Origin of the sequence: Methylocella tundrae, assembly GCF_901905185.1 — a bacterium.
In the GTDB taxonomy this organism is placed as follows: Bacteria; Pseudomonadota; Alphaproteobacteria; order Rhizobiales; family Beijerinckiaceae; genus Methylocapsa; species Methylocapsa tundrae.
In genome coordinates this window covers 1-445 of record NZ_CABFMQ020000163.1, presented here as the reverse complement: position 1 = coordinate 445, position 445 = coordinate 1, and the positions used below count along the sequence as shown (strand labels likewise).

At 71.9% G+C, this 445-nt stretch carries 1 protein-coding gene and 1 pseudogene; both read right to left on the bottom strand.

The window, feature by feature from the left end; translation table 11 throughout:
• Positions 1 to 293 (bottom strand): ATP-binding cassette domain-containing protein (locus MPC4_RS20840; RefSeq protein WP_174514228.1); only part of this gene is annotated, 293 nt, incomplete at its 3' end.
• Positions 294 to 308: 15 nt separating this feature from the next.
• Positions 309 to 445: pseudogene (locus MPC4_RS21855) on the bottom strand (putative selenate ABC transporter substrate-binding protein); the annotation flags it as partial.

Sequence of the window (445 nt, the reverse complement as noted above, 5' to 3'; positions counted from 1 at the left end):
GTGCGCAGGTTGTGCAGGGTCGAGCGCCGGTCGAGCCGGCCCATGTAGACGTTGTGGAAGACCGACAGGGTCCGCACCAGGGCCGCCGCCTGCGGGATCAGCGCGGTGCGGGCGGGGGCCTGGGCGTGGATGAGCCCGAGCAGGGTGGACTTGCCCGCCCCCGAGCGGCCCATCAGGGCGACCCGCTCGCCGGCCCGGATGGTCAGGTCCACCCCGAACAGGACCGGCTTGCCGTCATAGGCCGCCTGGGCGCCCGACAGCACGATCTCCGGCTCGGCTCGGGATGCGGTCACCGCGCTGCGCTCGCGTCAGTCGAGCAAGCCCGTGGATTTCGCCACGCGCTCGATCGGCTCATAGGCGGCGTTGGTCACCGGGATGAACTTCGAGCGGGCGAAGGGCGCCAGGATCGCCGGATCGGTGATGTCGACGAGGGCCGCCTTCAGCC